Origin of the sequence: Pseudoflavonifractor phocaeensis, assembly GCF_021531815.1 — a bacterium.
GTDB classification, from domain to species: Bacteria; Bacillota; Clostridia; order Oscillospirales; family Oscillospiraceae; genus Lawsonibacter; species Lawsonibacter phocaeensis_A.
The window spans coordinates 1-24,876 of sequence record NZ_JADYUM010000004.1 but is presented as its reverse complement, the minus strand read 5'-3'; the positions used below and the strand labels follow the sequence as shown (position 1 = coordinate 24,876).

Here is a 24,876-nt window from a genome sequence, read left to right as displayed (position 1 = left end):
TCTCGTAGATGGTCTGCTATTGAGTTACTTGACTGCCACGTAGTATTCCGTGTAGCGGAAGACGCCATCACAGTAGACATCCCATGCTTCGAAGCTATACTCACCAGGCGGGCAGGAGTTGAAAAGCTCTGTGATCTGTTCGGTGCGCCAGGGCCAGAAACTGTTGGCTGCCACGGTTTCAGGGATGGACAGTTTCACGGTCACAAGAGGACCGCCGTCAGCTCTTGTTACAGGCTTTCCATTCTTCCAGGTCTGGGGATTATCCCCGATCGCGTTATACAGTGTGTACTGCATGCGACGGGTTTCGAACAGGTTCCTGACGAAGACGTAGTCGCGACCACCGGACTTGAAGTGATTTGCTTCAGCATCCGGCAGAACCGGCTGATCCAACATGGACCAATCACAGGTCGGTTTCGGAAGCGTGTCCGTTTCCTGGGTTGCGAACATGCTGTTCTGGTACTTGGTCAGGTCCTTAATCTCCATTACGTAGCCGTCGCTACAGGTAATGGTATCTCCCACTTCAGGGTTCGGCATCACATCACCCTGAGAGTAATCTGCTCTCTCGGGCTTAGCCACCTGCTGCACCTTTGTCGGCGCTGTACCGGTATAAGGCTTATCGCTTTCAATCTGGACACAGTGGTTCACACTGTCCCAATACACGTTGAATCCGACAGCTTTACCAATATCACGCAGCATAACGTAGTTATTGCCGTTGATGCCATAGGCTGTCATGGTCACTTCCTCACCATCTACGAAGAAGCGATGGTTGCTCAGCTCTGCGATGGCTCCTGCAGCGTAAGCTACAGAGCTACCGAAGAGCATTGCGCCGATCACGAGACCGGTCATAAAGGTTCCGATTCGTTTCATGTGCTTTCACCTCATCAGTTTATTTCCAACCACTCTCTGTGAGGTTACTGACTGTTAGGGTTTCAGGAATTGAAGCACTCCTTGCTGCAGCAGGCTAAGCCCAGCATGAAGATTTGATCGCGAGTATAGGCGGTTCGGGTCTCAATGCGTTTGACCTGCTCGAACATCTCACGATCCATTTTGATCTGGATGGATACGGGTGTTTTGGAAGGCTTGGTTCGATGCTCACGGTTACGGGCTTTGCTGTTGTTCTTCATATGTTCCTCCATTTATATCAGTGAATCTCTTTTGCCTGAACGCACAGGCGCAGAGAGGGCTGGTTTGCAATACAGGTAATCATCGTGATCCGGTTATCACCCATCTCGTTGAGGTAGGAGAAGTCCGTACTGGCGATGGTACCAACGAATACGACTTCGTAGGTCTTGGTGCCAACGCTGGTCTTGTAGGTGACCGTATCACCGATCTTCACATTCTTCAGCTTGGCGAAATAGGCGTTGCTGCCACGATTATGGCCGAACAGACCGATGTTACCCTCATACAGGCTGGAGCCGGTGTAGTGTCCGGCCCCCTTCGACATAGAGGCGTCTGTGGCACCTTCGTAGACCTTCGCCTTCAGACCGACGCGGGAGATGCTGACGGTGCCGATGCTGCCGTCACTGCGTGTCAGATCCTTCAGTGTATAAGAAGGCCGATAGATGACATCAATCAGACCGCCGCCGGTGATGATGCTGGACGAACTGAAGTCAGATCCAGGATAGTTGATGGAGGTATTCCCGCCACCAGATGCGGTCACACCGTACTGGATCCCGCTCCCGAGATAGGGATTATTGAGGGAACTTTCCAGGAACTGCTGACTGAGTCCGTAGCGGATCTCAGGGATGTCGTAATCGATCTGGTTCCTGCCGCCGTACTGATAGTCGGCGTTATACAGATCCGTGTAATTGGTGCTCCCGTAATACTCGGGATTGGGATCTGTCTTAAATGTGTAATCTGCTGCACTTGCGGAGATTGCCATGCTGGCAGCTACACTCATGGTGAGCAACAGATTGATGAGTCCTTTCTTCATACGAGGTCCTCCCTGGTTTCATCCGCTCGGATCTCATCCTCATCATCTGCAGGGGCAGTGCCAACATCGACCTTAAACCAGTAGGGTCCATTGACTGTGCCTACAGTGTGGGCGAAGTTCCGATCGTAGTAGTGGATGGCGATGTTCTGACCGAACAGCTTACGAGCCACCTTCTCCTCTACCTCAATGGCAATGACACCTTCAGGGACTTCCTTCAGACGGTCAATGCGCAGGTCAGGGTTCTTCACCTTGAGATGCAAACGACCGCATTTGTCGTATTCGTTGCCCTTTCCTGTTGCAGCGTATACTGTAGTGTTTTTACGAGGCAGCAGGCAAACTAACAACAAAATTGCTCCCGCACAGGCGACAATACCCACAATAACAGGCAGAAGATCCATACCATCTTCCTCAATCACAATGGGAGTGCCGAGGTAAGTGACGGTGTACTGGATGCTGGAGATGCCGGATGCGGTGACTTTACCGGAATACTCAGCGGTGGTGATGTAGCCGGTGGCTACAGTGGATTTGGCAGAGCCGGAATAGGTGGCAACTGCAGAGTAGGTTGCGGGGACCAGCTCATCGCCAACCAGCGCAGTGCTCTCCACGGACCAGGTCACATTGGAGAGACTCAGAGTGCGACCGTTTTTCACCACGGTCTTATCAATCAGGCTGGAGTCGTTACGAGCAAGGCCGGTGTAGTTCTTGGTAGCGGTGACGGTGTAACTGCTGCTCTTATAGCCTGCAGCTTCGGTCTTGAGGGTGCTGTGGTCCAGTGCAAGAGTGCCCTTTGCGTTGCCATCATCGAATTCGATGGTAGGCTGCAGGGCTGCAAGGATATCTTCCAGGTTCTTGCTTGCAGTGGTGACGGTTACGATCTCCTTGTGCAGGGTCTCTTCATTGAAGGTCTGTTCCGCTTTGACCATGTCACTGTAGGAATAGATATAGCCGTCATGCTCGAAGTCGGCTTCCAGCAGGTCGCCGGGATCCTGATCCGGGAGCAGCGTGTAGACTTTGACTGCCAACTGCTGACCGTTCAGGTTCTGATACGTGATGTCATCCGCTACATACGACGCAGCGCTGGCACCCACGCAAAGGCTCATGCTCAATGCAAGCACAAGTCCGAATACGGTAATCATTTTCTTCATTTGATTTTGGCTGAGCGCCCCAAGGTTGAGGCGCTCAGTGAACCTCCTCTTCAGTATTATTTGGAGTCTTCTCGCCCTCTCGCAGTGCGGATGCCAGATGCAGTTTCCCCCTCTTGTATTCCGCAATGCTCTGACACAGCATCTCCATGAGGTAGTCACGATTGAGCTGCGCATTGATCCAGATGCATTGGCGATACATGTAGATACTGGTCTGGCTGGAGAGCATGATAGAGTGCCAGCCGGTAATGGACTCGCTATTGAGTTCATTGGCTGCCTGATACATGTCTGCGGCATTCTCCTCAGCAAAGAGCAGTTTATCCGCTACGACAATGGACAGGATGGGATAGGATCGGATCATGGAGACAAGGACGACACATTCCACATCGTCATCTTTATGGATGGCAACGTAGGTGTCGCCCTTCTCTTCCACGATATTGAGACATGCCCGCACAACAGCGCGACAATTTTCATAAATGCTTTTCCGCTTGTTGGGCATGGTCTTCACCTCGTTCTTGCGTGGCGTCTGATAATGCGTGTGATGAGTCCGAATGCAACGCCGCTTTCCAGATCGACATCTCGTACCTGGAAACTGACGGTGTCCAACTTACTGGGCATCTGCTTGGTGTGGAACAGCTTGGTCTTGGCATTGACGCCCATCTGGAGTCGAACGAAAATCAGCTGATCGCGGACGCCAGTAACGACGCCATAATAGTTGGAGCCGGGCACCAGCTTGCGCAGGTTGGGCAGATCGGGATTCTCTGTGGCATCCTTGACGGAGAGTCGAACGGAATACGCACCGGTCTTCTCATCCTTCACGACTGCCAGTACTCTTGCAACGACCAGGTCTTCCGTAGAGTACAGGTCTGTTACGTCCGGGAACCATTCCCAGGACAGTGCACTTGCGTAGATGGTGGTATCTACACCAACCGCTTCGACGGTGATACGGTTATTGCCGACGCCAATGATACGACATGCAACTCGGATACCGGGCTTCACTCGACCGGTGGCGTAGTATTTCGCCTGCCGCTGTTCCAGGGCCATCTTACGGCTTGCAACTGCAGCATGGTTTCTACTATCAACGCCAACGATAATGAAATCGACAGTGGCTCCGAGAATGCGATTGAAGCGCATGAAGAATTCACGCGGCATCTTCTCATTTACAGGCCAATCGTCCATGAACATTTCTCTTCCAGGTACCAGAATGCGAATGCCTTCGAAATCCACAACGCAGACGGGGTTAGCAGTATCAGGAGATTCGATACCACTGACGATGCCGGTAAGGATCTCTTTTTTGGCATATGCGCCGGAGATGTAGTTCCACTTGACGTCGTCGCTATCAGTTGGGGTGATGCCACGTTCCTGATCGTTGATGGTCAGGATGTCGTCGGAAGAACGTGTCTGAGGATGGCTACGCTTGGGAGTCAGTTCAACCGGTTCTTTTTCCTCTACCAGCTTCTGCTCTACCGCAGCTTCCAGCTCAGGTTCTATCTTCTTTCTGGGCATTGGGGTTTACCTTCCTTTCTATATGGTCTCATTTATATCGGTACGCTTCAGGCCTAAGGACTCCGCTCCGGATTGCTTGGCAGTGGGTTTCTCTGCTCTTTTGCGCTCCTTCACGTGATGCTTTTTCGGAGGCGTATCGTAAATGGCAGGTATAGCAAAAGCCTGTCCGTCAGCAATTCGCTTCCAGGCAGGCTCATGGTATATGGATTTGGTATTTTTCAGTTTTTTATAGTGAGTATGTTGGGAGTAGTCAAAGCGATGCGCTCGGAATACTTTCTGGCCACGGATGAAGATCAGCTCCTCGTCAGGTGGGATCCTGAGGATCTCGTCTGGCGTCATAAGTTGACGTCTGCCAAGAGAGTTGGTCTCGCGGTAGCTGGGTGTGTAGTTGGTGATACGCATGGAGTTAAGTTCTCGCATGGTTCCTTCCACTTCCACACTGGCAATTCCAATGCGATCGCTGAAGTATTCTGCAGTAAGCATGTCAGTACAGCCGAGGAACACGGTCGTGTCACAAGCGCCGAGGATCTCCTGCCACTGGTCATCAGGATAGCGGTTCTTCATCTGACCGACATTCTGAAAGAAGACTGCGACGGATACGCCACGGCTACGGATTGTACTGCACTTCTTCTGGAAGTCAGGGATACTACCAGAACAGTTTGGAAACTCATCCAGGATGAATCTCACTTTCGTTGGGAGTGTATTCCCTTCACATCGACTATCTGCATAGCGGATGAGTCGAATAAATAGGAACGAGAAAAACAAGGTGCTTAGAAACTCAAATGTATTGTCCTGATCGGATACGATGCAGAAATACGCACACTTCTGCTTCCCTGGCAGTTCCAGATCAATCTCATCGTAGCTGGTGATGTTCTTCACCTGCTGTGCCTGCATGACCTGCAGCTTACTGCCAAGACCAATGATCACACTGGTTCGGACTGTTTCACTGGATTGCATGAAGATGGCAAATGGAGCAAAGGCTGGTGATGGGGGTTTATACTCGCCGGTTTCCGGATCCACACGTCCGCCCCGGATTGCGTACATTTTCTGCTTCAATGATTTCTCATCTTCATTGACCAGCATATCGTAGACGGAACCGAAGTTTCGTTTCTCCGGCGGCATCTCCAATGAGACATACAGGACAAGAGCTTTCAGAAGATTGAGCTCTGCATTGTACCAAAATGCATCACGATCATCACCCGATGTGTTGGATAGAACAATATCGGAGAAGGTCTGAGCCATAAGCTCACTGGAGCCCACTTCACCAAGGCAATTCCAGGCATCGCTATGTTCCATCTCAATGAGATTCAGGACCTTGACCACATAACCTTGTTCTCTGAGGTATTCGGACATGGAGTCGTAAAGCTCTGACTTACAGTCAGTGATAATTACGCTCTCATTCCGTCTTGCAGCTTGTAGGATCAGATTTCGGGATATGGATCTGGACTTGCCGGTACCAGAGGCACCGCAGATAGCCATATTCGCGTTAAGACGGGTGTTACGAGGTAATGTGAAGACTTTACCTCCAGCAGTGGTCCCGAGGATGTCCTGGTCCGTCTTTGCACAGGTGGTAATATCGAAGCAGGCTTCCGCTTCCTTATCGGTCATGAATGATGCTGTACCATAACTGCCGGAGTTGGAGATGGTAAGATTCCTCTCACGATCCGTAGTGCCGCGAGATCCCCAACCAAGTCGTAGGCCGAAGACGCAGATGAGTGTCACTCCAATTAGTACCACACCTATGGCGATGGGACCTTCCGGGAAGTTGAAGAGTGCCCCCCAACTGTCCAGTACATTCAGTGACGGCAAGCCAGGGCTCACGTTATAGTTACTGCCTGCCGCTTCCCATTCATTGATATTGATCATCAGCTGTGCGATAATGCCTGCCACGTAAAATAGTACTGGGACCAGAAGAGCGATGGACAGCACTCCACCAGTGTTCTTCTTCAATTTCTCTTTCATATTCATAATCCTCCACTGAATGGGCGAACTTCAACCTTTGGGCCTGCAATGGCCTGCAGCGCATCACGCTGGTATTCGAAGCAGAGCACGATAGGACTCTGTGGAAAACCATTATGAGCGCCATCCAATTCATGGAGTTGCAATAGATCAAATGAGTAGCCCAGAATGACAGGACGCTGACCGTCATCCGCTGTTGCATCACATGTCCTGACCCATTCGGGAGGTGGTTCGTAACCCTGTAGGGCAGTTCGGTCCACCTTCAACCGTAAGTCCGGATGGATGAGGATCTTCAGCAGTTCATCGCCGTGAAAGCTGTTTTCCAGGTAGTAGCTGTGATCGTATTCCTCAGAGAGTGTGAAGTATCGACTTCTGCTATTGAGCTTATATCGTGCGATCTTGACGGCCAGATTGAGGTTGCTGCCAATTACCACCTGATTGAAAACAGTACAGGAGAAACCACGTGTCACTAACAGAGCATCTATTGCCGCAACGGTATTTTCCTCCTGCGTTTTCATCCAATACATTCTGCTATGACCGGTATGATAAAGGCAAAAGCACTGTTTTCCGCTGACGATGATTCCGATGATCCGCGAAGTCTTTGCCATTGTCTCTGGGTCAAAGGCTTGGATTGCCGCACGGATTTCTTCAACTGAATAATAGAGAGGTCCCCATTCCAGAGGCGTTACCCTCGGAGCATCCGGCATAAGTGTGGGCTTCTTTCCTGGCAGGATTTCTGCCCCTGCATTTGCGGACATTAGAAGACCGGTCGCCAGTGAATGCCTCCGCATTGTTTTATCAATATTGTTTCTTGTAATAATTCCACCGTGGTTCTTTGCCAGGATGTATGCCAGTGCCTCTGGATCCCGCTCACTGATATAGTCAATTCCCTTCTCAGTTAAACGCAAAGACCGAATCACTCTCTGCCTGTTCTTACCCCGAAACACCGTCACATACCCTTCCTCAATCGCACGATACTTCACATGACGATTCCACTCAGGATGACCTCCTACACGAATCGCCAACTGCGATGGAAATTCTCCACAGTACCCAACAAACCAAAGAAGCTCCAGCATCCGATCATTCTTACAGGTAATCAAGCAACTCACCTCCATTCTGAATAACAGACTGCCTAGACTGCCTGTACAAAATATTCGTAAGAACACACGAGTGACTATTCGCCCCAGAACAGAAAGACCCCAAAAGATGATTTCATCTCGAGCATACCAATTTCTGAGGTTGCTGGACGGGTCTCACATGTGTCCTCATTTTAGGTACCATTTTCTAAAGCTATTTTTTTGTAGCTTCCGGTATGAGATTTGATTTGTGCACTGGCCCAAATAGGTAGGCTTTCCGGGAGCATCAGATAGAACTCCGTGCAGTCCCGATCAGATATTTGCGTGGTCTGAAGGATAGTGCAAAGCAGCCCGCTGTCGTTCGTCAGCATTACCGACTCAATTACATCCAGATATCGTTTGGTCTCAATATTGTCATAGTCACGAACACGATTCAGGCCAAGCGCTTCGTCGTATTTATGGACGATGCAAATCGCACAGGATGAAAAGCGCTCCATTGGGTTTTCCCTCTGGAACTGGATGAGGCTGTGTCGCAATGGTCGAGTTGTAAACAGGGTGTTATCTCGTGCGTTGCGGTTCGGAAGGATTGCAGGAACAACGATCTTAATCCATCGGTGCTCCTCCTCTACCCTGATACCCTGTGCCTGGGAGATCTCTTCATTCAGAGCCGTATTGGGCTGACCCATGACACGCGCTGCCAGCGTTCGAAGCTGCACGGCATTTGTTTCCGCAACACGCACCAGACCATACAACTCATTCCCAGGGTTGTATCGCTCAGATCCTTCAATCCTGTGTGCAATGCCAAATAGCTCCTGACTGGCAGCATCATAATCTGATGCAACCTTCCTGAGCATGGATTTATAGGCATTAGTAAACATGCTTCACCTCACAATTCATAAGTTTCAATTTCGCCGTCTGTATTGATATGGAGTAAATAGTCATTCTTGAACCGACGCTCCACACCGGAAACTAGCGTCAAGTCGTCTGTAACCAGATATCTCACAGAGCGTTCCGGGATCTCATCTCCCTGCTCATTGATCAGAGGGATATTCTCCTTCGACAGGGGGATCACATCATAGTCTGTTGTTCCGGATGCGACAGTGATGATCGTCGGAGGCTCTCCCATACAGAAGTCATGCGCCTTATCGCGGATCTTAATGAAAGCCCAGAAGCAAAGAACACTGTACCTGCGATCAGCGCGGTTGGCTGTTAACTCACTGACTGCCAAGTACTTGGCGTCTGGTGTTCGGTAGACCATGCCTTCACGATGAAGCCGTGTCATGATCTTTCCATACTCTTTAGAATCAAGGTGCTGGAACAGCAATCGCATCTGCCGTTCTTCCACAATCCCAAAGATAGATAAAAGCCGTGATATGTAGGCCAGTTCCTTATTCTTCACGGCACGTGCAAAAGTCATTTTTGATCCCTCCTATGTTTTCAATCGAAAACGTTGTACGTAGTCATTTGAGAGTGTTACGTTCAACGTTCTCGATATGTAAAACCCGCTATTTCTACGTTTTCAAACGAGAACGTTGAACGTATTTATTGTTGCCGCTTTTCCTCGAGCATCTTGCTCAATTCATACCGGTCTGTGGTGATGAGCTGCTTCTCCAACTGGGAGGCTTTGAACTCAACGGTTATGTGATTGCTGTTGGTGGAAATGAGTCCGTTGCCTCGCTCGAAGCGTGTGATGTTGGTAATTTCTGCATCTGTGAGCTTCAAGGTGTCCTGAACACGAACGGCCTCATCATCCTCAAGGTTCAAGATGATTTTTGTTTTGGCATTATTGATGATGCCCTTACCATACTTGCCACCTTCAAGGGCAAAGAAGTCATTCAGGTCCTGGGTAGCTGCAATGGCAGCACCACCATAGCCACGGATAATTTTGAAAATCTCCAGGCAGAACTCAGCAGCAAGGGAGTTACTGCCGGTACCTACGAGCTGCCAGATCTCGTCAATGAAGATGGCCTTCTCCTTTGTTCTGTCTTCCTTCGCTTTATCCCAGACATAGTCCAGAGCAACGAACATACCCACGGTCAGCAGGTCGCCAGTAAGCTCGGAGATATCCAGAACGGTATATGGGCTGTTCAGATTGACATTGGTATGCTGATTGAATGTCTTTGCCGAGCCATGAACCAATCGGTTCAAGATGTTGCCAAGACGTCTGGTCTCATCCGACTCCATCAGCAGGTCATAGACATCGCCTAAAAGCGGCATCTCCCGATATCGTGTGGGGTCCTCCGGATCGATTAGGGAGTCATTTTCATGTGTGATTCCCTTCTTTGCGTAGGTGTGGATCAGTGACACCACCAGCATTTACTGTGGCACTTCCTCCCGGTTTGCCAGAAGGCGCACCGGTACCAGTACCCGCAGCTACTCCATAGCCCAAATAAGAAGTCAGGGCCTGCGCAGCTTTCGCTCCTGTAATGGAACCTACCTTCGAGATGTTTCCAGTAGCAACTGCTCCGACAACACCTGTTGCAAACTTGCCACCGTTATTAAGGCTGGAGCCGAACATAGCTCCACCCACAACGCTTCCAAGCCCAACTGCTGTATTCGTTGCACTTGCTGCTGCAGCATTACCAACGGCACGTTTGGCGACACCAATCATACCGCCACCACCTCCAGTGAAAGCTTGACCAGTTGCCTGGTTGGTCATATTGGAATGGCCGCGATTGAAGATGTTGCCTATTGCACCACCTGTTGCTTTGGCTGCTCCACCGAGCGCACGACCGGCGATCAGCATTTCAGCCATCATGCTGCCACCTGTTCGACCGACATTGATACCCAGGCTGGTCATGAAGCTATCGATCTTCTGACTGATCTTCAGGAATGATACCGCACAGAGGAACCAGATGAAGAGGTTGCCTGCGACTGCATCCTGTCCGGATGCTGCAATGGCACTTTCCACCTCACTTTCATCCACTGCAAAGGCTGAGGTAGAAAGCAACGCCATCAGCATAATCAGGAGGAAGCATACTGTTATTCTTCGATGTTTCATAGTTCTTTTCCTCCTCATACAGATAACGGATTGGCCAGAAAGGTTCCGACCATGGATACGAATAGACGAAGGCACCATGCATTCATAATCAGCAGAAATAGCTGGCCACCCAGCATACGGCACCATGCACTGAAGATGTTTGAAGTGTTCTCTGAAGCGCCTGTTGCAAAGGCCATAGGTGCCGTATAGACCAGCACGCCTACCATGATGTATCGCTCAGCTGCCTCAAATAACAGCTTAATGTAGTTCCAGGCAATAATGATGATCAGGATCAGGACAATGAGGCTCACAGATCCACTGGCAAGACAGCCTATGATTACCGTCAACACACTGCCAAAATTACCGAAATCAATGGCTGGAAGCGAAGCATCTACAATCCATGAATACGGTGTTCCAGCAATCGTCAAGACAAGTGAAACGATATCGTCAGCGAAATATGCCAGGAGGATAAAAAGAATCGAACGAACGGTGAGCTTTACCGGATCCTCCGCACTGAGTCCGATACCTGCTCCAAAATTCTTGAATAGCTGCCACACAAGGTTCAACAGAATAAATCCGATGGAAAAGGCAACAAAGACCTCGTATAGCGTCTGTGCTGCCGGAAAGTACCGGAGGAACACGGTCATATCGCAACCTAATGCGCCAAGAACAGAGCCGTTTATCATATCCAGCAGATTCATGACCTGTGTTGCCAGCCATTCAACGACGCTATCAAGAATCCCCATGGAGGGTCCCTCCTATCCAGCGTTGTCAGTGTCTATCCTGAAAGACATAGTCTTCAGGGATCAGACTTGCTGCGGCGAGGGTCAGGATTACACCAGTGACCATGCCGCCAATAAAACCGATAATTCCTTTGTTCATATAAGCTCCTTTCTGCCTTCTTAGGGCGTCCACTGTCCTCCCTGGAAGAAGGGCGTAACGTAGGCCATGATGAAACCAAGGGAGTTCAGAATGGCCCAGGTGATGATGATGCGCTTCAGCCACGCACGGGACTCATCGACAGTTTTACCAGTCTTAGAGAAGTTCATCAGTAGCAATGCGATACTGGCTGTGACGATGGCAGCAATGGTGGAAATACCAAGGACCTGACTGTACACGTCCTTCATGATTTCACTGGCCTTGGTCCAAATCGTATCGTTTGCAGCAAATGCCGTGGTAGGCAGCAGCGTCATGGCACTGGGCAATACGAATGCCGTATAGAGAGCACGGCCCTTATCAAGGGCATGTACTTTCTCACGGATTTTTGCCCGAATGCCTTCGACTTTGGATTTCATGAGTGCTTGACCTCCTTTTGAAGTGACTTGTCCAAATAGAAAAGGCCCAGTCAGGAGCAGATAGTGCGATCTACTTCCCGTCCGAGCCTTCGAACAATAAAAAAGCCGCCTGGCTTAGGCAGCTTGTCCGTGTTTGCTATTTTGGAACGATGACATCTTACCATAGGAAAAATCAGCCTTCAATTAAAAAACAGTCTAAATTTAGTGCAAATTATGTCTTAGGGCTCCGGCAGGAACTGCTTGATGATATCCATGCAGTCACGAGCTGTGTAGCCCCACAGGATACGATCAATCGCTCGAATCGCCTGTTTGAGGTATATGTGATAGCTTGCCAGGGACATATCAAAGCCCAGTCGGCTTAAAGCATACAGGATTTCCTCACGATTTCTTGGCTTTCTGGGGGTGAAGTACGTCTGCTCTAATACGGCATGGAGCAGGTCTCCTCGATCCGGATCCTCTTTGACGTATTCAAGAGCATTATTGATGATTTCCATCATCTGCTTACTGCGTACAACCGTTCTGGCGTAGTTCTCCAGCTTCGTGTTAGATAAATCAATCCCAGCCAGCTCCGCGTTCAGCTCAAATGTGGAAAGTCGAGTACCATGCTCCATTTCAATGCGAACGTTCAGATCAGCCTCCGACATTTTCACTGCGTAAGCAACTCTACGATACTGCTGGAGCAAATGCTTCGTGTTGTGGAAATGATCCGGTTTTTCTGATTTGCTTTCACCGTGGTTCTTCAATTGATCCACACCAGTCTCAAGTCCCGCCTGGACTTCCTCACAGATGATTGCTTTTTCCAACTCAAAGGCTGGATTTGTGATGTTTTTACTTTGAGCCACCGTTCTCATCTCCCTTCCGTTTATTTCTTGGTGGGCCTCTATAAGTACCAGCTTCTACTTCTAACGTTCCCCAGTCTAAAGAACTATAGAAGATTAAGGGCACCGGACGAGCAAAAAAAGAGGATCCAGGCACCTGAAACACCTGAATTCTCAAGGCTTTTGCGCCTTCCCTCACAGGTTTCCCCGATGGGACGCGAGTTTGGACACTCAGTTCAAGTGTACTGGGATCGCTAACCGGCTCAACGACCTGAGCAATACCCAGGATTTCGCCAATCTTCTGCAGCTGAAGCTGCTCACAATCCTCGCCGAAAATCATTTCACGGAACAGGCAGGGTGAAAGTACAGAGCCGCGAGAACTCGAAAAGCTCACGCGGCTGATGATTCCACTCTCTTCAATTTTCAGAATGAAGCGTCCGACTCTGGACTTTGACCAGCCCCATCGCTTTGCAAGATAGGAATAGGACAACAGCGGCATGCCCTTCATATTGGCATAGTATACGACTGGCATATACTCAGACCCGGCAACAGCTGGATCATTGAGTATGGTGTGGAGCCACAGGTCCATGATTGCGTCCAACTCACTGAATACGACCTTCTCCCCACTTTCGCGGCAGCTCTTGATCAGGGATCTGCCAACAGGTAGCGGAAAGAAGAAAAAGCCTGATCCTTTGTAGCTGTAGTAATTATATTCCAGATGCACGCAATGGCGTTGCCAGTCAGCAATCGTGTAACGAATGATTCCCAGCTCTTCATCCAGAATCTCATAATCAAGGAACCCGGCTCCTTTGAAGTATTCCATACGCACCATTGCCTGTTCTTTGGAATGAACGCGGAGTATGCGAGGCAGCGCCGACCATTTGCAAATCCACTGGCCGGGGCTTTCCATAAACTCCTGATTGCCAAATCTACGATTATTGCTTCGGAAATTGGCGTAGGAAAATAAGGCCATTAAGCTGAACAGGTGTAAGGTTCCTTCGTTATGAAAGTCCTTATGGTCATTGAAGTAGCGAAACCACTTCTTTTGAATTCTCGATTTCGGAAAGCATACAAGCTGCTTATGCTGTGTGCAAGCCATGACATGCACCTCCTTCCAGATAGATTAGAAAAAAATCAACCTCAAGTCCTCTGGTCACGGAGGATCACAGGCATCTCAGCGCTCATCCCATTCTTGTGGGCAAGCCGCCCCTCGGTGTGTGGCCTAGCCGGGCGGGGTATCATTATTTTCCCATGTCTTCTTCGCTCTGGGCTTGTCCTCGGCCCTTAACACCCGCTACGGTGGCTCGAACATGGTAACGTCTTGAGGTCGTATGAAGTTTTCAAGGTGCATTTGCTATGGGTATATCGAGAGGCGATTTGTTGCCCAGTTTTGAAACCGGAATGAACCTCTCGTAATAAATAGAGAAAAACGGCCATTTTTTAAGGTATCCTCCTCAAACTTTTTTTGAAAAAACAAAAAAAATATCCACCACCCTAATTCGGAGTGGTGGATCATGAAAATTGCTCTGTTACATTCCACGAAGAATGCGATTCTTCCAATGCGTGTAATCCGATTTTTGTTCGGATACGATCTGTTCAGTTACTCGCATGATGCTTTTCTTTTTACCTTTAGATACTCCCGTGCTCAGACAATTGAGTATAGCGATTTCCGGTGGTCTCTCTAAATGGAGCAGAAAATACAAGAGAAAAAACAGTTCATTCATACTTGCAGCTACACGTTCGGGGTAGTCCATCACAACAAGATCTACCTTGCCATCTACGCAGTTGCGGAGTAATCGAAGCATCTGCGGGCGTTGGGTTATGTCCGATTGATAGCATATATCCAAATAGTAGCTTGCCGTTTCAGTTTCACCAGCTTCAGCAAATCTGCCACTAAAGGCCTCCTTACATAGCAAGTCATAATCTTGATCGATATCCATCTCATCGGGAGTTCGTCGCGTGTAATACCCTACACTTCGATTCCTGGCCAAACACTCGCTCCCCTTCCCTGTATATATCGCTCAGCATAGCTCGTTACCTCCAGTGAGTGCATCCATATCGTCCCACGGCGATTGGCTATAATGATCCATATCCTCATACATGGGCTCTGCATCTTCTTCAAAATCATACCCGTCTGTCTTCAGCGTCTTCTTCTCATATAGCTTCGACCAATGGAGAGGGTTCTTCATCTTCTTATTGTACTCAAGCAGGATCGCTTCAGCATAGCCCATAGAACCAGCCTTCCGCTCCCGAGCTGTCCTACTTAACTCTCTGGCTGATACTTTACCAATTTTATCTTTGAATACGTCATCACGCAAGGACTCTCCAAAAGACATGATCAGATGAGCAATGCCCTTAAGCATGTTTCCAGACAGGGAGTCCGGCTCTCCTTCCCAGGTGCCGACGCATAGGCGGAGCGTGCGATCAAGAACGTGAAACCCATACTTATCGTGGATTCCTTCGAGCGTGGAAATGGCACAGACAGATCCGGGCGAGCGGGTACTGCTGATGGTAAGGCCATAGGATTCTACAAGAGACTTAATCATCAGCTGAGTGTCATTACCTGCTTCAATATTGGCCATGAAGATTTCATAGGGAATCAGCGGCTTTATATATTTCTGCTGATTGGCAAAGGTGTCTGCTTCGATGGTGTAATCCATGTCGTCGTAAATCATGCACCAAACAGGGGTCTCTCGAGATCCGGAGACTGCAGCAATCACTTCTATCGTATGCTGACCGTTGAAGACATAGTTTATACCATCACGCCGACTTACCTTCACAGGGTTTACCTGATGCAAATCAAAATTCTCAACTGTTCGCTGGATATGAGCCAGTGACAGATTACGCTGATAGTCCTGGCTGGAAACCAGGTTCTTTATCGGCAACAATTCAAAATGAACATCTGGTACAAAGAGTTTCAGATCTTCATCCATTATTCTACCTCCTCGATCACGCTCAGAAGTTCATCGACAGTCTTTCTCAAATCCATCAGGCCCTGCACAAGTTTGCTTTTTGCTTGGGGAGTCACTTTCTCCAAGTTTGCAATTGACTGTGTTCGCATGATAGAGCTAACCCAAGACGGGATTGTAAGTGTCAAGCTGGAAAACTCTGCATCAGGATCATACTCTGGCATATTCTTAATTGATACGTTTGGCGTATACAGAGGCCTTGTTGGTTGTTCTGGTTTTGTGGGAATGACTCGTCTGGCATTTGAGTAACCTACGAAGTCTTCCTTTTTCCTTACCAACTGGGAGCCAAGACGTTTAATTTCCAATGGGGGCATTTTTGCTAACTCCAGAATATTCTCTTGTGATATTTTCACTTGGCCTGACAGCACCTTTGAGATGAGCTCCGGCACAATCTCAGCGAGATAGTCCAGAGCTTCAGAATAGGTACTGTACTTCAGAACAGTTGCGTGGGATATGTGGTATTCACGACCAAGGCGTTCTCGCGTCCGAGTTGCTGTTCTATCGTATTGTGGTTCGGGCAACAATTTGGCCCCAATCTCCGGATCTGAAGACTTAGCTTCGGGCAACAATTTGGCCCCTGCCTCATTCTTTGTGTATTGGTTGATCCCGGCAGAGTTGTGTGCACCCAGGATTTTTTCCATTGCATACCGCTTCCCAATCAGGTAGCGTCGTGATTCATCGGATATATTACGCTTTCCTAACTGATTGGCACAGATCCACGCAATGGCCTCTTCCCTGCTCTGCAGTTCGACCTGAACGGTGTTAAATGGAAGATTGTGCTTCCGGCAGATCTCATACCGATTATGGCCATCTATGATGGTGTTGCCCCATAGTGCAATCGGTTCACGGCACCCATCACGCTTTATATTCTCTTCTAGCTGCTGACGCTCTACTTGCATCAAAGGCGGGATCAGTTGCTTGAATTCAGGGTCAATCGTTAAATTATACATTCTCATGCCAGTCACCTTGAACTTAGCATCCAACAGCCGTTGCATCATCCATCTTGAAAACCACAGCGCTTTCATTTGGAATAGCCTCGCCCCTTAAACGATACTTATAGAGCTCAGTCCAATCAGGATTTAACGCGAGTAAGTTTGCAACCAGTGGGGTGCTATACAACTCATATGTCTGTCGATTGCTCTCGGACGTTGTATATACTTTATGAGCGCGTTTATCGGACGCCAGGGCAGACTGCACGGCAAGAATGCGCTGCTCCGGATTAACAAGTAAATATACCCGATCAGGGTCTCCAAGCGCATGGAGTGTGGAGCGATGGATCCGGATACGTTTTTTCTTCAAATCTATGAATATACCCAAGTTTGCTGTCTCTTTATCCTGCATCAACAGACACCTCCTCCATCTTTTCCTGTACGCTATCCGAAGCATTCTGCTCATCGCCAAGCCCGAAAACGGTGTAGCCATTGAAAATGTTCACCTGCAGAAGTTTACGATGCTCTTCCACCGGCAAACCGAATTGGTTCTGCCATTCTGCCGGGAACACTGGCGTACGTGATGTCTTTGGCTTCTCACCTTCCTTGATGACTCTGGGATAAGTTTCCGTAGCAGTCAAATCAAACACCACAAGCTGCTCATCACCGCTGCGTACTACCTTACCAAGCAGCTTGAATCTATAATGCGGGTTCCAGTTCATCAGGTTCACGATTTTCGCGAAGAAGATTCTGCAGGTAATCTGCTTCGGTTTCCGTTTTCCGTTTTTCTCGCTACACCACCGGAAAGAGTCTTTTTCATCTTCGCTACATGGCCGAACAACCATTTTCTTATCTTCAGGATTAACAAGAAACTGCACATAGGAGACTGTTGGAAGCCGATTGAGACATGCCGTGTTCACATTAACCTTACAGTTGTTAAATGTGATGGACGGCTCATAGATGTGCGCGAAGAACTCACCACGGACAACTTGATATCCATCATAGCTAAACGGCTCCTCTTCCTGATCCTGGGGTGAGAGCGGCATCATCTGCTGCATAGGGATTTCAATTGGTGGGGGCGGCATTGTCTGGCCAGAAAGCGCAGCTGCCACAGGATCGTAAATTATAGAATTGTTTTCAGGCATCGACTTCTCCAACCTCCTGCTTCATATCACTGATAATCTGATGGATGTTTTGCACTACCAGTTCAGGTGCAGTCACCTGTATGTCCATCTTGTCCGTATAGGGCTGCGCTTCCTCCATGCTCTTCCAGGCGTTTTCAGCTTCCAGCGCCGCAAGTTCTCGTGCCTGAGAATGGCGGTAGAAACCCGGTCCAAAGTTGGCTGCCCAGGCTGTTGGGTACGCAATCACATTCCGACGCTCTTCGAGGGCAGATTCACTAGCACCATCAACAAAGCTTACTTCCTCAGAAATCTCGCCAACCTCAGGTTCAAGCACGGCCTTAGGAATAAACACCTCAGTTTCACGCATATCGAATACCAACAGCTTCTCTTTATCCCTCTGACGGTATACACCTCTGACTCGGTATTTACATTCAGGCGACCATCCAAACAAGGAATAGAGCGTTTTCCCGAAGGCGGCTCCTCGCACCGTTCGCGGATGATAGGTCCCCACTTCGCTCAGATTTGCCCATCTCACAGCATTACGAGTTTCTTTTGTGCTGGGTCGAACAGCAAGAAGATGCTCACTGGGATGGATCAATAATTCTACATAGATTGTCTTTCCAAATTTGCGAATACATTCCGTGCTGAAAAGGACAGAGTTGTCGGTTAAGGTTACACACAAACGACCTGAAGTATTAAAAAACTGTGCTCTTGCAATTTCAAAGCCTCTTAAATCAAATGAGCCCCCCTGCGCTTCAATAGTTTTAATCTCACTCTCCATGGGAGCATCCTCTGGATAAGCGCTTGCAGAAGCTTCGAAGTAATCGTCTTCCGTAAAAGCGCCCCAACGCGGATTGATGGACACGAAACCACGCAGAGCACCTTCTTTGATTACATTCAACTGAGGCAAAATCCCCTTGTTTCCATATTTGGCATTGCTGATTAGGCGCTGCACAGCGATGAAATCATCTCGGCTGATAATAGCCTCATGGTGGTCACGAGTCTTTACTTGTGTTCTCTCACCACGGTTTTTACGCGATTTATGGTCAAGGTAACTCGGTGTATATGTCTTTCGTGAAATCAGGTCGCCACAGTGTCTTTCGTTCTTCAAAACACCAAGGATTGACTGCGGGCTCCAGTTTGTATTTCCCTTCTTCGTCGTTCTACCAAGCTGTGTGAGCGTTGCTGCGATTTGTGTGCAGGTATAGCCATACAGGTACATGAAGAAGATCAGGCGCACTGTCTGCGCCTCTTCCTCATTGATGACAAGATTGCCTTCCTCGTCACGATCATATCCAAGCAGCGGAGGCGTTAGGAAAATACCATGAGAGAAACGCATCTCAATGGATGCGTTCATGATTGTACTCTTCGTATGAGACTCTTCCTGCGCCAGTGTTGCCGTAAATGCCAGACTCATCTCAGTCTTATCATTCAGAGTATTGATGTGCTCAGTTTCAAAAAACACTTCTACCGGAGGTGTCATGGCAGAGAGCATACGTACGATACTGATGCAGTCCACAATATTTCGAGCAAATCGCGATACGCTCTTTGTAACGATGAGGTCAATCTTCCCTGCCTTGCAGTCAGTAATCATGCGGTTAAACGAGTCACGTTTTTTAAGGGATGTACCACTGATACCTTCGTCTGCATAAATGTTGACGAGATCCCAATTAGGATGCCTGCTGACCATGTCCGTGTAGTAATTCTTCTGGAGCTCATAAGACGATGTCTGCCGAGGATCGTCCGTTGATACTCGAGCATAAACTGCCACTCTTTTATAGATTTCATCATCGAACACATCTGTCTGACGACGGGCAGGAATAATCTCCAACCGATCCGGATCTACACCTTTATAACGCTCCCGGATCTTTGCTTTCCTATCCTGGACAGACATCAGTTTCTTTTCATTCTCATTCATGGCTTTCACTCCACCGTGTAATCTACTTCGAGTATACGGGTGGGGTGGTAAAATTAAAATGCACCAGCTGGAAGGTATCTTCCACCTAGTGCATTTTCGAGAATCTTTTTTAGAAATTGTAAGTCCCATGCTATAATTACAGTCCACATGTCGAGTGAAGAGCCAAAAGTTCACACAATATCTGAAATTTTCTACTTCACAAAAAGAAAACACCCTGCACTCACAGCGCAGGGTGTCCATCAACATTATCTTTTAATCTTTAGATCACGAACAAAGGACTCAAGCCTCTCTTTGTCCAACGTCTTAATCAGAATGCGGGCATCGCCTTTCCGAGTAATGTAATAATCCTCCCCGGTCTTCAGATAACCTATCAATTGATCATACGGATCATAGCCGGCATCCTTGATGGCTCTTACAATTTCAGTTATCCTCTGATGAAACAGCACATCATCCATGTTGGCGGCCTCCGTTGCAACTGTAAGTTTAATTATATATTACAACAATAGACGAAAAAATTCAACTCTGAATGAAGCGCATAAAAATGGCACCCTGTATCAGCCGTACAGGGTGCCATTCATTTACTCTTCTTTTCCGGACTGCTCGCTCGTTTTCTTCATCAGCTGGAGCATCTGCAGCATGTACTCAATGAGAGCCGGTTCGCAGTCTTTAATAATGCTGTGGATCTCGTTCTGATAGATTGCATTAACCTCCGGAACGGCTGCACGAATAAGCCAATCCGTAGAAACCTGCAATTCTTCACTGATCCGGATCAACGTCTCTACACCAAAGTTGGACTTACCCAACTCGATTTCACTCATGTATGTGGGAGAAATCTTGACCTTTTCAGCCAGTTCCAACTGAGTGAGTCCTTTCTCTTTTCGGGTCTCTCTAATTCGCTCACCAAGCGCCTTCAGCTGCTCTGACATTGGATCACCTCCACACACTATTCTTGTTGCGCATTGAAATAGTACCGTGAAAAGCCGAAATAGTGAACAAACAATAGACGGTGACACAAACTATTGTGCATATTTAAATTGAAATTATGCACGATAGGAGGTGAAGAAATGTCTTTGGACTATGTGCTGATTGGCAGGCGAATCCACGACATCCGTAAATTGCTACACATGACACAGTCAGAGCTGGCGGAATCGGTAGATCTCACAGAACCTTACATCAGTCGTATTGAAACCGGCGTGAGAAGCGGAAGTCTGGATTCTTATGTCAGGATAGCTGCAGCCCTTGGTGTCACCGTAGACCACATACTCTATGGCAACCAACCGCATGATCGTTTGGAATACCAACCTGAGTTTTATAAACTGTTACAGGACTGCAGTAGCTACGAACGTCGGATCATTTACGAACTGGCAGTTGCAGCAAAAACCAGCCTTCGGAACAACCGTTGTCTTCTGGTGAAATCAAGGTCTCATTATTGATAGTCTACAGCATTTACCAAGTACATCCAATGTACTAAAAGACAGGTGAAACCACAGATTGGCTAAGAAAACTGGCCCTCTGCAGAGACTTCTGCAGGGGCCAGTTTCATAGCAAATATGAAACCGCCAATCCCATTGACTGTTAATTCCGTTATTGCAATAATTGAAGAAACGTGAATGAAAGAATGATGAGGCTCATGAAGAGAATACGATCAACATTATACATGGAAACACATAGGGTTCGCCAAGAACGTCGATCTTTATTCGAACCCCATCCTGATGGCTATTTGTACTCTAGTGGTAAGTACCCAACAAAAATAAAAGCTGAAGATCTTCCAGAATGGTTTGTCTACGGGTATATCTATAAGAGCTATGGCTTCATATCAGCGCGAGGCGTAAAACACCTACTGTATATTGCAAATTATAGAGTACCGAACCACCTGTTCAAATATGACAATCTTTTCATTTCATACGACAAGCTGATTAAACCAGTAAAATTGGATAATGGATTTGAGTGGTACTCTGGATATGACCACGTACTGGACGGCCCTATGATTCCCTCTTTCGTGAAAGCTGTAAGCCAGTTCTCTGACTACGATACATCCGAAATACAACTCATGCTCAAGGAGAAATGTGACTGGTACCATCTGCATTCCAATGTTTGATGGAAAGAGCTTTCGGTTAAATAGAAGTAAAGCATCAAAAATAGCACTCCATGGCCCTGTCGCCATGGAGTGCTATTTTTCGAATATTTGAACTTCTAACCAACAATTATATGCAATCTATACACATATTCCCTATAATACGATACTTCTTTGCTGTAGTGGTTCGTGATAATAGGGATCATAACACTTCTATCTTGTATTCCTAAGTCCTGCTTAGGTAAGAAGATAGAACCATTTGAGCTAGGATTTTCCATTCTATCTTGTTGCGACCAGTGCCGCCAGGGTGGTCATCATGGCCTGCTCATCCCGGCCCGCCCGGCTGAGCACCTGGTTGAGCACCGCCACCACGATACCAATGGCGGCGATCTTAAAAATCAGATCCACATCCACATCAAGCCCCTCTTTCGTGTTCCTATTCCGCTCACAGCAGCAGAATGATCAAAAAAGCCCCGCCGGACAGGCCCAGGACCTGGTACACCTTTCCCTGGCGGCGGCGGTCCTCCTCCGTCCGCTGGACCAGCTCCTCCAGCCGGATCCGGACCCGGGCGGCCGCCCGGCGCTGTTCCTCACAGCCGCACCGCCCCAGCGTCTCCCCCAGGGGGAGGAGCGCCCCTTGCCCCTCCCGGCCCAATTCTCCTCTGGCCCCCACCAGTTCCTCCCAGGCATCGGAGAGGGATTCCCGTTCCAGCTCATCCAGCGCCCGGCGGCAGTCCCGGAACAGGGCACGGGCCGGACCCCGGCTGCCCTCTGCCAGCCGTTCCATCAACTGGGGCAGGGGAGGTCCATCCAATTCCAGTTCCTGCTCCAGCAGGGCCAACCCCTGAGCCATCTCCTCCAACGCCCTGGCCCTGTGGTTCAAAGCAGCAGCAGCCCGGAACCCCAGCCAGGACGCTCCCGCCGCCACCAGGGCGGCGCCCAACAGACGCATCATCCCAATTCCTCCACAGTATAGAACCGCTGGCCGCCTTTCTCCCGGATGCGGACCAGCTTTCTCACAATATGTTCCTCCAGAAGGGGGCGGTACAAGCTTCTGCGTTCCAGATCCTCCCGACTCTCCCCGTGGGCAGTGGCCAGCAGGGTGACCCCGCACCCCGCCGCCGTCCGCAGGGCCGTCACGTCCTCCGGAGCTGTGATCTCATCCGCCGCCAGCACCTGGGGGTTCATGGCCCGGAGCAGAAGCATCAGCCCCTGGGCCTTGGGGCATCCCTCCACCACATCGGTACGTCCCCCCACATCCAATTGCGGAACGCCGCCGTACAGGGCGGCCACCTCTCCCCGCTCATCGGCCAGAGACACCCGGAGGGGCTGGCAGCCCGCTCCGTCGGATACCTGGCGAATCAGGTCCCGCAGCAGGGTGGTCTTCCCCGCCCCGGGCGGGGCCAGGATCAGGGTGCTGGCCAGCTTTCCGCCCGGACAGAGCGCCCCGCGCACCGGGTCCGCCGCCCCGCGCACCTGGCGGGCGATCCGCACATTGGCGGAGGAAAAGCGGCTCAGGCTGTGGATGGCACCATCCCGCATACAGGCCGTCCCGCACAGGCCGATCCGGTGTCCCCCCGCCATGGTGAGATAGCCCCGGCGCACCTGGTCCAGCACCGCATGGAGAGAGGCCCGGCTGGCGATTTCCACCAGTTGCTCCAGTTCCCTGGTGCTCACCGGAACACGGCCCAGGGTCCGCTCCCCCTCGGGCAGCACCACCGACATGGGCCGCCCCGACCGCAGCCGAAGCTCCTCTCCCCGGGCCTGCTCCTCCCGGGGCAGGGAGAGGGCCTCCTGCCGTAGGCGCTGGGGCAGGGCCCCCGCCGCCTGGACATACGCCCGTATCCTCTGTTCCCCATCCATGCCTGTCCACTCCTTTCGCCCAATCCTATGTGGCGGAAGGACGGGTTATGCCTGATACTTTTCCGGCGGCGGTTCACCTGCCTTTCTTCCCGCCCCATCTCAAAATTCTGCCTGGGCCGGGCATAATTTTCTTTTTCCATGGGAAGGCTAGTTTCGATTCTCAATACAGCTTGCGAGGTGTTCCCTATGACCACCAAAAAGCGGGGCAGCCAGACGGTTGCCCTGTCCAATCCGCCCTCCATCGCCGGCCACGCCAACGTGGTGGGCAAAAAAGAGGGAGAAGGCCCCCTGGCCGATTCCTTCGACTATATCGCCCCTGACGACACCTTCGGCGAGTCCACCTGGGAAAAATCCGAGAGCGCCATGCAGAAGCAGTCCCTGGAGCTGGCGCTGAACAAGGCGGGGCAGTCCGCCTCCAACCTGGACTGGCTCTTCGCCGGGGACCTGCTGAACCAGTGCATTGGCTCCTCTTACGCCGCCCGGGACGAAAACGTTCCCTTCTTCGGCCTATACGGAGCCTGTTCCACCATGGGCGAGGGACTGGCCCTGGCCTCCATGGTGCTGGACGGCGGTTTTGGCGAGTGGGCCGGCGTGGTGGTGTCCTCCCATTTCTGCTCCGCCGAGCGCCAGTACCGCACCCCTCTGGAATACGGCAGCCAGCGCACCCCCACCGCCCAGTGGACGGTGACCGGCTCCGGGGCCGCCATTCTGGCCCGGGAGGGGCCCGGCCCCTATATTACCCATGTCACCGTGGGCAAGATCGTGGACAAGGGGATCAAAGACGCCAACAACATGGGAGCCGCCATGACGCCAGCAGCGGTGGACACCATCGCCGCCCACTTCCGGGACACCGGCCGCTCCCCTGACTTCTATGACCTGATCGTCACCGGTGACCTGGGCAGTCTGGGCAGCGAGCTGTTGGTCGAGTTGCTGGAGCGGGAGGGCTACCGGCTCTCCAATCATGTGGACTGCGGAACTTTGATTTTTGACGCCCAGGACCAGGACGTCCACTGCGGCGGATCGGGCTGCGGATGCAGCGCGTCGGTGCTCACCGGGTATCTTCTGAACGGGATGCGGACCGGGCGGTGGAACAACATCCTGTTCTGCCCCACCGGGGCGCTCCACTCCCCCACCGCATCCTTCCAGGGCGAGTCTATTCCCGGCATCTGTCACGCCATTGCGATCTCAACGGTCAAATAAATTTTAGTCTATAGGGTTAGGAGATTTCGCCGCTACGGCGGCGAGTGACTTTTGGAGCCATCCAAAAGTCACCAAAAGATGGCCGGGGGA

28 protein-coding genes and 1 pseudogene are annotated in these 24,876 nt (G+C 50.1%); 2 read left to right on the top strand and 27 right to left on the bottom strand.

Going from position 1 to position 24,876, the window contains the following annotated elements; genetic code table 11:
- Window positions 1-24 precede the first annotated feature (24 nt).
- The 24 genes from I6E42_RS03395 to I6E42_RS03280 form a co-directional block, all read right to left on the bottom strand.
- A complete protein-coding gene (locus I6E42_RS03395; RefSeq protein WP_235370527.1) occupies window positions 25-867 on the bottom strand; it encodes a hypothetical protein in 843 nt (280 codons plus the stop codon).
- Window positions 868-929: 62 nt separating this feature from the next.
- Entirely contained in the window at window positions 930-1,124 is a 195-nt protein-coding gene (locus I6E42_RS03390; protein WP_235370526.1) for a hypothetical protein, read from the bottom strand.
- Between the two features lie 17 nt (window positions 1,125-1,141).
- Window positions 1,142-1,933: a class D sortase gene (locus tag I6E42_RS03385; protein ID WP_235370525.1), complete on the bottom strand. Its 792-nt coding sequence runs from the start codon at window positions 1,931-1,933 to the stop codon at window positions 1,142-1,144.
- Window positions 1,930-3,078 carry a hypothetical protein gene (locus I6E42_RS03380; RefSeq protein WP_235370524.1) on the bottom strand — a complete coding sequence of 383 codons (1,149 nt, stop codon included), beginning with the start codon at window positions 3,076-3,078 and terminating at the stop codon, window positions 1,930-1,932. The genes I6E42_RS03385 and I6E42_RS03380 overlap by 4 nt, the downstream gene beginning before the upstream one ends.
- Window positions 3,079-3,112: 34 nt before the next feature.
- Window positions 3,113-3,574 (bottom strand): hypothetical protein, encoded by a 462-nt coding sequence (locus tag I6E42_RS03375; RefSeq protein ID WP_235370523.1) that lies wholly within the window; start codon window positions 3,572-3,574, stop codon window positions 3,113-3,115.
- 5 nt (window positions 3,575-3,579) lie between these two features.
- Complete coding sequence (locus I6E42_RS03370; RefSeq protein WP_235370522.1) at window positions 3,580-4,581, bottom strand: hypothetical protein; 1,002 nt, start codon at window positions 4,579-4,581, stop codon at window positions 3,580-3,582.
- Between the two features lie 18 nt (window positions 4,582-4,599).
- The gene (locus I6E42_RS03365) at window positions 4,600-6,543 is read right to left on the bottom strand and encodes a VirD4-like conjugal transfer protein, CD1115 family (RefSeq protein ID WP_235370521.1); all 1,944 of its coding nucleotides are present in this window, start codon (window positions 6,541-6,543) and stop codon (window positions 4,600-4,602) included.
- A 2-nt stretch (window positions 6,544-6,545) separates the two neighbouring features.
- Window positions 6,546-7,640, bottom strand: coding sequence for a hypothetical protein (locus I6E42_RS03360; protein WP_235370520.1), 1,095 nt, complete (start codon window positions 7,638-7,640; stop codon window positions 6,546-6,548).
- A 170-nt stretch (window positions 7,641-7,810) separates the two neighbouring features.
- Complete coding sequence (locus I6E42_RS03355; RefSeq protein ID WP_235370519.1) at window positions 7,811-8,494, bottom strand: DUF6100 family protein; 684 nt, start codon at window positions 8,492-8,494, stop codon at window positions 7,811-7,813.
- A gap of 8 nt (window positions 8,495-8,502) precedes the next feature.
- Window positions 8,503-9,033 (bottom strand): DUF5697 family protein, encoded by a 531-nt coding sequence (locus tag I6E42_RS03350; RefSeq protein WP_235370518.1) that lies wholly within the window; start codon window positions 9,031-9,033, stop codon window positions 8,503-8,505.
- A 125-nt stretch (window positions 9,034-9,158) separates the two neighbouring features.
- Window positions 9,159-9,932 carry a TraG/VirB4 family ATPase gene (locus I6E42_RS03345; protein ID WP_412761281.1) on the bottom strand — a complete coding sequence of 258 codons (774 nt, stop codon included), beginning with the start codon at window positions 9,930-9,932 and terminating at the stop codon, window positions 9,159-9,161.
- Window positions 9,880-10,617, bottom strand: a complete 738-nt coding sequence (locus I6E42_RS03340; protein WP_235370668.1) for a hypothetical protein — start codon at window positions 10,615-10,617, stop codon at window positions 9,880-9,882. Before I6E42_RS03340 ends, I6E42_RS03345 begins: the two co-directional genes overlap by 53 nt.
- A 14-nt stretch (window positions 10,618-10,631) precedes the next feature.
- Window positions 10,632-11,342, bottom strand: coding sequence for a hypothetical protein (locus I6E42_RS03335; protein WP_235370517.1), 711 nt, complete (start codon window positions 11,340-11,342; stop codon window positions 10,632-10,634).
- Between the two features lie 156 nt (window positions 11,343-11,498).
- The gene (locus I6E42_RS03330) at window positions 11,499-11,891 is read right to left on the bottom strand and encodes a fimbrial protein (protein WP_459559314.1); all 393 of its coding nucleotides are present in this window, start codon (window positions 11,889-11,891) and stop codon (window positions 11,499-11,501) included.
- 218 nt (window positions 11,892-12,109) lie between these two features.
- A complete protein-coding gene (locus I6E42_RS03325) occupies window positions 12,110-12,733 on the bottom strand; it encodes a hypothetical protein (RefSeq protein ID WP_235370516.1) in 624 nt (207 codons plus the stop codon).
- Window positions 12,720-13,808 carry a hypothetical protein gene (locus I6E42_RS03320; RefSeq protein ID WP_235370515.1) on the bottom strand — a complete coding sequence of 363 codons (1,089 nt, stop codon included), beginning with the start codon at window positions 13,806-13,808 and terminating at the stop codon, window positions 12,720-12,722. Before I6E42_RS03320 ends, I6E42_RS03325 begins: the two co-directional genes overlap by 14 nt.
- Window positions 13,809-14,238: 430 nt before the next feature.
- Window positions 14,239-14,649: a hypothetical protein gene (locus I6E42_RS03315; RefSeq protein WP_235370514.1), complete on the bottom strand. Its 411-nt coding sequence runs from the start codon at window positions 14,647-14,649 to the stop codon at window positions 14,239-14,241.
- Between the two features lie 81 nt (window positions 14,650-14,730).
- Window positions 14,731-15,642 carry a DUF6551 family protein gene (locus I6E42_RS03310; RefSeq protein ID WP_235370513.1) on the bottom strand — a complete coding sequence of 304 codons (912 nt, stop codon included), beginning with the start codon at window positions 15,640-15,642 and terminating at the stop codon, window positions 14,731-14,733.
- Complete coding sequence (locus tag I6E42_RS03305) at window positions 15,642-16,703, bottom strand: ParB N-terminal domain-containing protein (RefSeq protein WP_235370512.1); 1,062 nt, start codon at window positions 16,701-16,703, stop codon at window positions 15,642-15,644. The genes I6E42_RS03310 and I6E42_RS03305 overlap by 1 nt, the downstream gene beginning before the upstream one ends.
- Window positions 16,651-17,019 (bottom strand): hypothetical protein, encoded by a 369-nt coding sequence (locus tag I6E42_RS03300; RefSeq protein WP_235370511.1) that lies wholly within the window; start codon window positions 17,017-17,019, stop codon window positions 16,651-16,653. The genes I6E42_RS03305 and I6E42_RS03300 overlap by 53 nt, the downstream gene beginning before the upstream one ends.
- Entirely contained in the window at window positions 17,009-17,752 is a 744-nt protein-coding gene (locus I6E42_RS03295; RefSeq protein WP_412761280.1) for an integrase, read from the bottom strand. The genes I6E42_RS03300 and I6E42_RS03295 overlap by 11 nt, the downstream gene beginning before the upstream one ends.
- A complete protein-coding gene (locus I6E42_RS03290; RefSeq protein ID WP_235370510.1) occupies window positions 17,745-19,649 on the bottom strand; it encodes a recombinase family protein in 1,905 nt (634 codons plus the stop codon). The genes I6E42_RS03295 and I6E42_RS03290 overlap by 8 nt, the downstream gene beginning before the upstream one ends.
- Window positions 19,650-19,894: 245 nt before the next feature.
- Window positions 19,895-20,104, bottom strand: a complete 210-nt coding sequence (locus I6E42_RS03285; protein WP_235370509.1) for an IreB family regulatory phosphoprotein — start codon at window positions 20,102-20,104, stop codon at window positions 19,895-19,897.
- 123 nt (window positions 20,105-20,227) lie between these two features.
- Complete coding sequence (locus I6E42_RS03280; protein ID WP_235370508.1) at window positions 20,228-20,575, bottom strand: helix-turn-helix domain-containing protein; 348 nt, start codon at window positions 20,573-20,575, stop codon at window positions 20,228-20,230.
- A gap of 138 nt (window positions 20,576-20,713) precedes the next feature.
- Between I6E42_RS03280 and I6E42_RS03275 the strand changes: the two genes are divergently transcribed.
- Window positions 20,714-21,082 (top strand): helix-turn-helix domain-containing protein, encoded by a 369-nt coding sequence (locus I6E42_RS03275; protein ID WP_235370507.1) that lies wholly within the window; start codon window positions 20,714-20,716, stop codon window positions 21,080-21,082.
- 932 nt (window positions 21,083-22,014) lie between these two features.
- Here I6E42_RS03275 and spoIIIAC read toward each other — a convergent pair.
- The 3 genes and pseudogenes from spoIIIAC to I6E42_RS03260 all read right to left on the bottom strand — a co-directional run.
- Window positions 22,015-22,137 (bottom strand): annotated as a pseudogene (gene spoIIIAC, locus I6E42_RS03270) (stage III sporulation protein AC); the annotation flags it as partial.
- 31 nt (window positions 22,138-22,168) lie between these two features.
- The gene (locus tag I6E42_RS03265; protein WP_235370506.1) at window positions 22,169-22,678 is read right to left on the bottom strand and encodes a stage III sporulation protein AB; all 510 of its coding nucleotides are present in this window, start codon (window positions 22,676-22,678) and stop codon (window positions 22,169-22,171) included.
- Complete coding sequence (locus tag I6E42_RS03260; RefSeq protein WP_235370505.1) at window positions 22,675-23,586, bottom strand: stage III sporulation protein AB; 912 nt, start codon at window positions 23,584-23,586, stop codon at window positions 22,675-22,677. Before I6E42_RS03260 ends, I6E42_RS03265 begins: the two co-directional genes overlap by 4 nt.
- Window positions 23,587-23,772: 186 nt before the next feature.
- On the opposite strand from I6E42_RS03260, the gene spoVAD reads away from it, so the two are divergent.
- Entirely contained in the window at window positions 23,773-24,786 is a 1,014-nt protein-coding gene (spoVAD, locus tag I6E42_RS03255) for a stage V sporulation protein AD (RefSeq protein ID WP_235370504.1), read from the top strand.
- The last annotated feature ends 90 nt before the right edge of the window (window positions 24,787-24,876 follow it).

What these genes read in the sequence shown, in the direction of transcription:
- I6E42_RS03395 (WP_235370527.1), bottom strand. Translation starts at nt 867, where the DNA reads ATGAAACGAATCGGAACCTTTATGACCGGTCTCGTGATCGGCGCAATG.
- I6E42_RS03390 (WP_235370526.1), bottom strand. Translation starts at nt 1,124, where the DNA reads ATGAAGAACAACAGCAAAGCCCGTAACCGTGAGCATCGAACCAAGCCT.
- I6E42_RS03385 (WP_235370525.1), bottom strand. Translation starts at nt 1,933, where the DNA reads ATGAAGAAAGGACTCATCAATCTGTTGCTCACCATGAGTGTAGCTGCC.
- I6E42_RS03380 (WP_235370524.1), bottom strand. Translation starts at nt 3,078, where the DNA reads ATGAAGAAAATGATTACCGTATTCGGACTTGTGCTTGCATTGAGCATG.
- I6E42_RS03375 (WP_235370523.1), bottom strand. Translation starts at nt 3,574, where the DNA reads ATGCCCAACAAGCGGAAAAGCATTTATGAAAATTGTCGCGCTGTTGTG.
- I6E42_RS03370 (WP_235370522.1), bottom strand. Translation starts at nt 4,581, where the DNA reads ATGCCCAGAAAGAAGATAGAACCTGAGCTGGAAGCTGCGGTAGAGCAG.
- I6E42_RS03365 (WP_235370521.1), bottom strand. Translation starts at nt 6,543, where the DNA reads ATGAAAGAGAAATTGAAGAAGAACACTGGTGGAGTGCTGTCCATCGCT.
- I6E42_RS03355 (WP_235370519.1), bottom strand. Translation starts at nt 8,494, where the DNA reads ATGTTTACTAATGCCTATAAATCCATGCTCAGGAAGGTTGCATCAGAT.
- I6E42_RS03350 (WP_235370518.1), bottom strand. Translation starts at nt 9,033, where the DNA reads ATGACTTTTGCACGTGCCGTGAAGAATAAGGAACTGGCCTACATATCA.
- I6E42_RS03345 (WP_412761281.1), bottom strand. Translation starts at nt 9,932, where the DNA reads ATGCTGGTGGTGTCACTGATCCACACCTACGCAAAGAAGGGAATCACA.
- I6E42_RS03340 (WP_235370668.1), bottom strand. Translation starts at nt 10,617, where the DNA reads ATGAAACATCGAAGAATAACAGTATGCTTCCTCCTGATTATGCTGATG.
- I6E42_RS03335 (WP_235370517.1), bottom strand. Translation starts at nt 11,342, where the DNA reads ATGGGGATTCTTGATAGCGTCGTTGAATGGCTGGCAACACAGGTCATG.
- I6E42_RS03330 (WP_459559314.1), bottom strand. Translation starts at nt 11,891, where the DNA reads ATGAAATCCAAAGTCGAAGGCATTCGGGCAAAAATCCGTGAGAAAGTA.
- I6E42_RS03320 (WP_235370515.1), bottom strand. Translation starts at nt 13,808, where the DNA reads ATGGCTTGCACACAGCATAAGCAGCTTGTATGCTTTCCGAAATCGAGA.
- I6E42_RS03315 (WP_235370514.1), bottom strand. Translation starts at nt 14,649, where the DNA reads ATGGATATCGATCAAGATTATGACTTGCTATGTAAGGAGGCCTTTAGT.
- I6E42_RS03310 (WP_235370513.1), bottom strand. Translation starts at nt 15,642, where the DNA reads ATGGATGAAGATCTGAAACTCTTTGTACCAGATGTTCATTTTGAATTG.
- I6E42_RS03305 (WP_235370512.1), bottom strand. Translation starts at nt 16,703, where the DNA reads ATGAAAGCGCTGTGGTTTTCAAGATGGATGATGCAACGGCTGTTGGAT.
- I6E42_RS03300 (WP_235370511.1), bottom strand. Translation starts at nt 17,019, where the DNA reads ATGCAGGATAAAGAGACAGCAAACTTGGGTATATTCATAGATTTGAAG.
- I6E42_RS03295 (WP_412761280.1), bottom strand. Translation starts at nt 17,752, where the DNA reads ATGCCTGAAAACAATTCTATAATTTACGATCCTGTGGCAGCTGCGCTT.
- I6E42_RS03290 (WP_235370510.1), bottom strand. Translation starts at nt 19,649, where the DNA reads ATGAATGAGAATGAAAAGAAACTGATGTCTGTCCAGGATAGGAAAGCA.
- I6E42_RS03285 (WP_235370509.1), bottom strand. Translation starts at nt 20,104, where the DNA reads ATGGATGATGTGCTGTTTCATCAGAGGATAACTGAAATTGTAAGAGCC.
- I6E42_RS03280 (WP_235370508.1), bottom strand. Translation starts at nt 20,575, where the DNA reads ATGTCAGAGCAGCTGAAGGCGCTTGGTGAGCGAATTAGAGAGACCCGA.
- I6E42_RS03275 (WP_235370507.1), top strand. Translation starts at nt 20,714, where the DNA reads ATGTCTTTGGACTATGTGCTGATTGGCAGGCGAATCCACGACATCCGT.
- I6E42_RS03265 (WP_235370506.1), bottom strand. Translation starts at nt 22,678, where the DNA reads ATGATGCGTCTGTTGGGCGCCGCCCTGGTGGCGGCGGGAGCGTCCTGG.
- I6E42_RS03260 (WP_235370505.1), bottom strand. Translation starts at nt 23,586, where the DNA reads ATGGATGGGGAACAGAGGATACGGGCGTATGTCCAGGCGGCGGGGGCC.
- spoVAD (WP_235370504.1), top strand. Translation starts at nt 23,773, where the DNA reads ATGACCACCAAAAAGCGGGGCAGCCAGACGGTTGCCCTGTCCAATCCG.